Consider the following 6,977-nt stretch of genomic DNA (forward strand, 5'->3'; position numbering starts at 1 on the left):
ACGATCCTGGCAGGAATGCTGGCAATTGCCTTTTCGAGCACCTTTGCCGGCGAAACCAATAAAAAAACGGTTCCCCCTGTCTTGAATCACAAGATGAAATCTCTCGACGGTAAAGAGGTCGATCTGAGCAAGTACCAGGATAAAGTGTTACTGATTGTCAATACGGCCAGCAAATGCGGTGCAACCCCCCAGTACAAAGACCTGCAGGCACTGCACGAAAAATATAAAGATCAGGGGCTGGTGATCCTTGGATTTCCCTGTAACCAGTTTGGTGCCCAGGAGCCTGGAACCGCTGTGCAGATTTCTGAGTTCTGCACCAAGAACTATGGTGTGACGTTCGATATGTTCAGTAAAGTCGACGTGAACGGCGAGAACGCCAGTGATCTCTATCAATACCTGACGTCCAAAAAAACGAATCCCAAAACCGCCGGTCCGGTCAAATGGAACTTTGAAAAGTTTCTGATCAGCCGCGACGGAGAAATCGCAGCCCGCTTCCGTACACGCGCGAATCCTCAATCTGATGAGGTCACTAAAGCCGTCGAAGCAGAACTGAATAAAAAATAATCACAGCTGATTCGCAACAAAGGGATACATCTGAATGAGATGTGTCCCTTTTTTTATAGAACGATTGACATGCAATACGATTTTTTCTCCCCGCAGCAAATCCATTTCGGCTGGGGACGTTTCGCGGAAGTCGGCCAACTGGCTTCCTCTCTGGGTACGCGCGGTTTAATCATCTCCGGTTCCCGTTCACTGGAAGCGAAGGGAGTGCTTGAGGAATTGCAGCAATTCCTGTCCCGCGCCAACATCAGCAGCGAGTTCATCCATACGATTACCAATGAACCGGAAGTAACCGACGTGGATCAGGTCACTCAACTCCTGCGTGACGCGGGAATCAGGGCAGGGGATTTCCTGATCGGCATCGGCGGCGGTTCGGGCATTGATCTGGCCAAAGCCTGCGCCGCGATGGTGACCAACCAGGAAAGTGACACCGTTCTGGATTATCTGGAGGGGGTCGGACGAGGTTTAAAACTGACACAGACGCCACTCCCTCTGCTGGCGATACCGACCACCGCAGGAACGGGCAGCGAAGCCACAAAGAACGCCGTCATCTCCAGCTATTCACCGGCGTTTAAAAAGAGCTTAAGAGCCGACCAGATGATTCCAAATCTGGTTCTGTGTGATCCGCAATTAGCATGCTCGGTTCCCCCCGAGGTCACCGCCCGCACCGGCATGGATGCCATCACCCAGTTGCTGGAAAGTTACATCTCCTGCCGCGCACAACCAATTCCACAGGCACTCTGCCTGCAGGGGCTCAAACTGGCGCTGCCTGCGATTACGGAGGCCGTTGAAAACGGAACATCCCGTACCGGCCGCGAAAATATGGCACATGCATCTTTGCTCTCCGGCATCGCTTTGGCCAATTCCGGACTGGGCATGGCACACGGTGTTGCGCCGGCGCTGGGCATTCATTGTCGCATTCCCCATGGACTCGCCTGTGCCGTGATGCTGCCAGCCACGCTCAAAACCAATTTATCTGTCTGCCAGCGAGAATACGCTGAAATTACACGATTTATAGCCCCTGACCTGTCACTCTCCGAAGCAGAAGCGGATCAATATCTGATCGACCGGATTCAGTCCCTCAACGATCGCCTCAAAATCCCCCGCCGACTCTCAGATCTGGGCGTCACCCCCTCTCAGATTCCGGATCTGGTGGCCAGTTCCCGGGGCAACAGCATGAGCGGAAATCCCCGCGAAATCTCGGATACGGAACTCACCCAAATTCTGGAAGATCTGTTGTAACAGAATATGCGCGCCAAGTTGAAGGTCCGTAGCCGGGCGCTCATTTCAATCTTTTATCGCATTCGTTAGAATGTTCTTTTCCCATTCGCACTCACGGAGAGAAGAAAACCATGTCCAGATCCTTACTCAAGTTGCTCACCCTCGTATTCATTTTCGTAAGCATAGCCGGTTTTGCGCAAGCAGATCCTCCTGTTTATCATCCCGTCAAAGCGAAACCGTTTGTCTCGCGCCAGGGGCTCGGCAACACGCTCAACAAACTCAAACAAAACGAAGAAGTCCGCGTCGCTTATCTGGGAGGCTCAATCACGGCGGCTCCCGGCTGGCGAGTCAAAACCACCAAATGGCTGCAGGAGGCATTTCCCCAAGCTAAAATCCAGGAAATACACGCCGCCATCGGCGGTACGGGTAGCGATCTGGGGGCATTTCGACTGGAGCATGATGTCCTCCAGCATCACCCCGATCTGGTATTTATCGAATTTGCCGTCAATGATGGGGGACGACAGCCGGAATCGATCTGGGAATCGATGGAAGGGATTGTGCGTCAAATCTGGACAGCCAATCCTCAAACGGATATCTGTTTCGTGTATACATTTCGCGTGAACAACGAGACCGAATTGCGAAAGGGGGAGTGCCCCCGTTCTGCCTCTGCAATGGAACTCCTGGCCGACCACTACGGCATTCCCTCCATCAATGTCGCTTTAAAAATTGTCGAGCTGGAACAACAGGGAAAACTGAAATTCACCTCAGAGACGCCGCTGACTGAAGAGATCATCCTCTTTTCCAAAGACGGCGTTCATCCCCTCGATCAAGGACACGAAATCTATACCGAAGTCATCGCCGATGCGATCAAACTGATGGAATCCGATTCAAAACCCGTAAATCATGCCTCTCAATTGAAACATCCTTTTGTCGCCGGGCACTGGTCCGACGCGAAAATGGTTCCGCTCAATGCAACCATGCTCACCGGCAACTGGAAAGCACTGCCCGCAGAGAATGAACTCATGAAACGGTTTGGCGGACGTATGGGACAAATCTGGGAAGCCGATGAACCGGGCAGTCTCCTCACGTTTCAATTCCGTGGTTCTCAGGCGGCCCTCTACGATTTATTGGGCCCCGACGGCGGACAGGTGCAGATTACCGTTGATGGAAAACCGCATCCCAAATTGACGCCTCGCTTTGACAGCTATTGCACTTACCATCGCATTGCGACTTTGAATCTGGCGCAGAATCTGGACCCGCAGCAGGTCCACACCGTCACCGTGGAGATTCATCCGGAACAGCCGGATCGCAGCTCTGTAGCCTTTCGTCTCAAGAACCCCGATCAGGAATTGAAATCACCTAAATTCCAGGGCACTAAAATCCGCGTCGGTAAAATCATGCTGCGAGGCGAACTGGTTCCGTAAATTTTTGACAAATTTTCCTTTCACATTTTTTATCAGATAAGGCAAATTGAGCATGATAATCACAGCCGGCCTGAGTCCGGCCTGGCAACAGATCCTGGAAGTGAATTCCCTGCAGGTCGGAGAAGTCAATCGCTGCCGGACTGCCCTGTGGTGTGCTTCAGGCAAAGTGATCAACGTCGGGATTGCACTGCAGCATCTGGGGAGCCCTTGTGAAACGATTTTTCCGGCCAGTGGCTATGCCCGGAGTTTGATTGAAGCAGAACTGAATCAGCTCAACGTTTCGTTCCGTAGTCTCGACCAACAGAACCCGACTCGAGTCTGCACGACGATTCTGGATCGATCATCGGGGCTGACAACAGAACTCGTCGAGAATGCGGCACCACTCTCAGATGCGGAAGTCAAGGCGTTTTCCGCCGAGTATCACCGCTGTGCAGAAACGGCAACGGTTGCCGTGCTCACCGGATCTCTGCCTGCTGGAACTCCCGTCACGTTTTATCGTGATTTACTTGCAAAAACAAGCTGCCCGGTCATTCTGGACGCGCGGGGCCCCGAACTGGAGGAAGCGTTAACCCAGGCCCCGTTTCTGGTCAAGCCAAATCACGAGGAACTGGAACGCACGCTCTCCCGCTCCCTTTCCAGCACCGAAGATATAATCAAAGGTATGCAGGAAATCAATCGCCGCGGCGCGACCTGGGTGGTGATCTCACAGGGGAAAGAGGCTCTGTGGGCGACATCCGACAAAGAAGTATTTCGCTTCACGCCGCCTCCTGTCGAGCCCGTGAATCCGATTGCCTGCGGCGACAGTCTGGCTGCAGGTATTGCGTGTGGAATTCATCAAGGCTGGACTGTTCCGGAAGCGATCCGCTGGGGCATGGGCGCTGCCGCCGATAATTTAACACAACTTCTGCCGGCAAGACTTTCCGTGGCAAGCGTGCAAGCGTTTTACGAACAGGTCGAAATGGAGCAGATTGTTTGATGAGCGAAGAACGCCGGGACGAACACTGTCTTCTCGAAGCCCGGCAGACCGGTCGGCAAACAACAACAGGCGAGTGGCTCATTCGAAATTTGTCGCTCAGCGTCTCTCCGGGAGACCGCATCGCCATCGTGGGCCCGACCGGTTCGGGAAAATCGCTCTTTCTGCGTTCACTGGCCATGCTTGATGAAATTCAGGAAGGGGAAATTCGATTTCTCGGTTTGCCTGTCCCGGACAAACAATTACCCCAATTTCGCAGCCAGATCGTTTATCTTCAGCAGCGCCCCGTTTTGATCGAAGGGACGGTGGAGTCCAACCTGAAATTCGCTCTGCAATTTCAAGTGAACCAGAACAAACCCCATGACATTGCAACAGTCATGGATTTACTGAATTCATTTGACAAACCGGAAAAATTCCTGCAGCGAAAATCCAGCGTGCTCTCCGGAGGGGAAGGGCAGATCGTCGCTTTATTGCGGGCTCTCATCTTATCGCCGCGAGTCCTGCTGCTGGATGAGCCCACGTCCGGTCTCGATCCGGAAACCACGCAACAATTTGAATCGATGATTCTGAGGTGGATGGAAATCTCAGATCCCGCTCCTGCCTTCGTCTGGATTACGCACGATCACAACCAGGCGCACCGCATTGCCCGGCAGGTCATGGTGTTTCCTTCTGGGACGCTGACTCCCTGCCAGGAGATGCACTGAATGCCCCCTAAAGGAGCAATGAAAGTTATTTGAATTCTTCGCGAATCGAATTGGAAACAAATCCGTTTTCCAGTATGCTTAACTCTGTCGAACTTTCTCTCACCATCTAAAGGAGACAACTCATGCCTATCGATATTCAACATCACGCCGAGCAGAATTACGTGGAAATTAAACTGTCCGGCAAGCTGGTTAAAGAAGACTATCACGATTTCATGCCGATTATTGAAACATTGATCCACCAGCATGGCCCATTACACATGCTGGTGGAACTGCATGACTTTCATGGCTGGACCGTGGGAGCCCTCTGGGAAGACACAAAATTTGATTTGAAACACTTCAAAGACATTGAACGTCTGGCAATTGCCGGTGAAAGTAAATGGGAAAAAGGCATGGCCACTTTCTGTAAACCATTCACCAAAGCCAAAATCAAATATTTTGATATGGCGGAACTGGATGCAGCCAAAACCTGGATCGCCGAATCAACTTAGCTTAGCATCAGAAATAAACTCTGATTCAGGGGTGTGCTTCTGACAGGCAATCTCTGACCCGCTGCACAAGCATTTCAGTCGTCCATTCCTGATTCGCAGGAATGGAGACTGTCACTGCCTGTTCCGATTCCGTCAGTGGTTCAACGCCTGCCAACTGATGCGCCAACACCTCTGCTGTCGCATCGGACGGATCAGCGTCTGCTGCCTGTCTGGCAGCGATGCGGGACTCAAGCACCTTCCGATCAGCCGCGAACTTAAGCAGCAGAAAGGGCACATTCAAACGCTCTGCCAGTTCCCGGAACAGGCTTCGTTGCCACACTTTTAAGGTGGTCGCATCCATAATCACATTCCAGCCTGCATTCAGAATGATCTGCGCCAGATCAGACAAGCGATGATAGGTCTGCTGTGTCACATCCTGTGAATACAATTCCGTTTCCGGAATCTGATTTTCTGCCTGAATCCGTTTCCGTTCCACATCAGAACGAACGCGAATCGCACGCATACCTTCCAGCAGTAAACCGCTGCCATACGATTTGCCACTTCCCGAAACCCCATGTGTCAACAGCAGCAGTGATTTTGTTTTCGACACATATTTTTTCGCCAATTCTAAATAAGAATGGAATTCCTTGAGAATTTGCGAGGCTTCTGCTTCAGAGAAATCATGCTGGCTATAACGCAACGCAGCGACTTTCGCGCGCACCATTGCCCGATACGATAAATAAAACCGCAATAAGGGGACGCCGTCATAATCGCCAGTGATTTCCAGATAGCGATTCAGGAAACGGAAGGCATAATCGACACGTCCCCGATCTTCCAGATCCATAACCACAAACGCCACCTCGCTCATTACATCCCCCCAGCGCAGTGCAGCGTTGAATTCCAGGCAATCAAATATCGTCACTCCCTCGTTGCTCAGAATCATATTGCCCAGATGCATATCACCATGACATTCACGAATAAATCCCAGAGACTTGCGTTGAGCCAGTAACGTTTTGTGTTCCTCATACCAACGTTCGTTTTCTGATCGGATCGACGCGACCTTTTCCAGAACCGAAGCATCAGACGAAAACAGCTCACCCAGATGCCGAAAATTTTCCTGTAACGGCGCCATGACCTTTTTCGGCGTCCCCATTTCAGAATCTTCACCGGTGATTGCAATTTTCGTGTGAAACTCGGCTACTTCCTGTGCCAGCAGATCAATATGTTCTGCTGTCACGTTACCTTGTTCAATCGCGTGACTGAGGAGACTCTCCTGCGGAAACTGAGCCATTTGCACGGCGAAATCAATAATTTCTCCGGTCCCACTCAATTCGGGAGACGCCTCGGTTCCCGTAATCGGAATGACCTTGAGATACAGATCCGGTGCCAGTCTGCGATTCAGACGGATTTCTTCCTGGCAGTATTTCTCGCGGAGCGCCAAGGTCGAAAAGTTGACAAAGCCCAGATCCACATGCTTTTTGAGTTTATAAGCGTAGGGACCGGTCAGCAACACCCAGGAAATGTGGGTCTCCAACACCTGAAATTCATCGACCGGATGATCGTAGAGTGATTTATTCTGCAGTGATTCGATCAACATTATGAATCTTCCCTGCTCCTGCTGTGTTGA

Annotated in this window: 7 protein-coding genes; 6 read left to right on the top strand and 1 reads right to left on the bottom strand. The window is 51.6% G+C overall.

Going from position 1 to position 6,977, the window contains the following annotated elements; translation table 11 throughout:
* The 6 genes from Q0294_RS12535 to Q0294_RS12560 all read left to right on the top strand — a co-directional run.
* A partial coding sequence (locus tag Q0294_RS12535) for a glutathione peroxidase (RefSeq protein ID WP_299465662.1) occupies positions 1-564 on the top strand: 564 nt, incomplete at its 5' end.
* A gap of 69 nt (positions 565-633) precedes the next feature.
* Positions 634-1,803, top strand: a complete 1,170-nt coding sequence (locus Q0294_RS12540) for an iron-containing alcohol dehydrogenase (RefSeq protein WP_299465665.1) — start codon at positions 634-636, stop codon at positions 1,801-1,803.
* Positions 1,804-1,913: 110 nt separating this feature from the next.
* Complete coding sequence (locus Q0294_RS12545) at positions 1,914-3,206, top strand: SGNH/GDSL hydrolase family protein (RefSeq protein WP_299465668.1); 1,293 nt, start codon at positions 1,914-1,916, stop codon at positions 3,204-3,206.
* Positions 3,207-3,258: 52 nt separating this feature from the next.
* Positions 3,259-4,182, top strand: a complete 924-nt coding sequence (locus tag Q0294_RS12550; RefSeq protein WP_299465671.1) for a 1-phosphofructokinase family hexose kinase — start codon at positions 3,259-3,261, stop codon at positions 4,180-4,182.
* Positions 4,182-4,883, top strand: coding sequence for an ATP-binding cassette domain-containing protein (locus tag Q0294_RS12555; RefSeq protein ID WP_299465674.1), 702 nt, complete (start codon positions 4,182-4,184; stop codon positions 4,881-4,883). Before Q0294_RS12550 ends, Q0294_RS12555 begins: the two co-directional genes overlap by 1 nt.
* A 122-nt stretch (positions 4,884-5,005) precedes the next feature.
* Positions 5,006-5,371 carry an STAS/SEC14 domain-containing protein gene (locus tag Q0294_RS12560; RefSeq protein ID WP_299465677.1) on the top strand — a complete coding sequence of 122 codons (366 nt, stop codon included), beginning with the start codon at positions 5,006-5,008 and terminating at the stop codon, positions 5,369-5,371.
* 25 nt (positions 5,372-5,396) lie between these two features.
* Here Q0294_RS12560 and Q0294_RS12565 read toward each other — a convergent pair.
* A partial coding sequence (locus tag Q0294_RS12565; protein WP_299465680.1) for a bifunctional aminoglycoside phosphotransferase/ATP-binding protein occupies positions 5,397-6,977 on the bottom strand: 1,581 nt, incomplete at its 5' end.

This window comes from uncultured Gimesia sp. (assembly GCF_937919775.1).
Classification (GTDB): domain Bacteria; phylum Planctomycetota; class Planctomycetia; order Planctomycetales; family Planctomycetaceae; genus Gimesia.

Bases quoted from the DNA above. Each gene is read 5' to 3' on its own strand.
- Q0294_RS12540 (WP_299465665.1), top strand. From the start codon at position 634: ATGCAATACGATTTTTTCTCCCCGCAGCAAATCCATTTCGGCTGGGGA.
- Q0294_RS12545 (WP_299465668.1), top strand. From the start codon at position 1,914: ATGTCCAGATCCTTACTCAAGTTGCTCACCCTCGTATTCATTTTCGTA.
- Q0294_RS12550 (WP_299465671.1), top strand. From the start codon at position 3,259: ATGATAATCACAGCCGGCCTGAGTCCGGCCTGGCAACAGATCCTGGAA.
- Q0294_RS12555 (WP_299465674.1), top strand. From the start codon at position 4,182: ATGAGCGAAGAACGCCGGGACGAACACTGTCTTCTCGAAGCCCGGCAG.
- Q0294_RS12560 (WP_299465677.1), top strand. From the start codon at position 5,006: ATGCCTATCGATATTCAACATCACGCCGAGCAGAATTACGTGGAAATT.